The following is an 890-nucleotide window of genomic DNA, read 5'->3' as shown; positions in this document are numbered from 1 at the left end:
CCAACTGGAGAGCGTTTTTTATTGCTGGAATATGTGTCGAGAAAGGCACGTTACTTATTGGCGTAGCTCATTTCAACGCGTTTTTTCACCCACGTTTCGTTAATCCACAGCGATAGCATGATGATCGCGCCGCCAATCGCGAGGCGCACGATGTCGACGTCTCGGTTCCAAATTACGATGTTCACAATCAGGCCTGCTGGCACTAACGCGTTGTTCATTACCGCTAACGCGCCGGCATTCACTAAGGTTGCCCCTTTGTTCCACGCAAAGTAACCAAAGCCTGATGCAATCAAACCAAGGTAGGTCAAAATGCCCCATTGGGTTGCAGTGGTTGGCAGTTTGTCGAGGTTGCCCATGAGCGCGAAAGCCACGGTTGCTACACAAAGCGCACCCAAGTAGAAGTAACCAAACACGGTGTGCTGTGGTAAATCGACGGGCTCACTTTCCATGATGTATTTGTAGCCCACCTGACCGATGGCAAAACAGAGGTTCGCCCCTTGCACGACCAAAAAGCCCATTAGGAAGTTTTCGTTAATGCCAGCGAATTTGATCCATGCGGCACCCGCGACTGCGATCAGCGCAGTGACTAAATACCAAGGCGAAAAACGACCTTTCAGGAAGTCGTAAATCAGCGTCACATAAATCGGTGTAAACACAGTGAACAGCAACACTTCTGGAACAGAAAGGAGTAAGAAAGACTGGTAGTAGAAGCAGTACATCAAACCGAGCTGAAAGCCGCCGACGATCATCAGTTTCGCGATCAGAGATTTGCTTACGCCGCGGAATTTAAGGAAAGGAATGAATACAACGCTGGCCAGTGCCACACGCATGAACACGGAGAACCAAGAATCAACCTGACCAGCAAGGTAAACGCCGATCAGGCTGAATGA

At 49.6% G+C, this 890-nt stretch carries 1 protein-coding gene; it reads right to left on the bottom strand.

All coding sequences use genetic code 11. The features are described from left to right. Positions 1–50 precede the first annotated feature (50 nt). Positions 51–890 (bottom strand): carboxylate/amino acid/amine transporter (locus tag R7R24_RS25500; protein ID WP_318119898.1); only part of this gene is annotated, 840 nt, incomplete at its 5' end.

The sequence above is a fragment of the Vibrio sp. 704 genome (genome assembly GCF_033339295.1).
The sequence above is the reverse complement of the archived record's forward strand: the minus strand, read 5'-3'. Positions and strand labels throughout refer to the sequence as shown.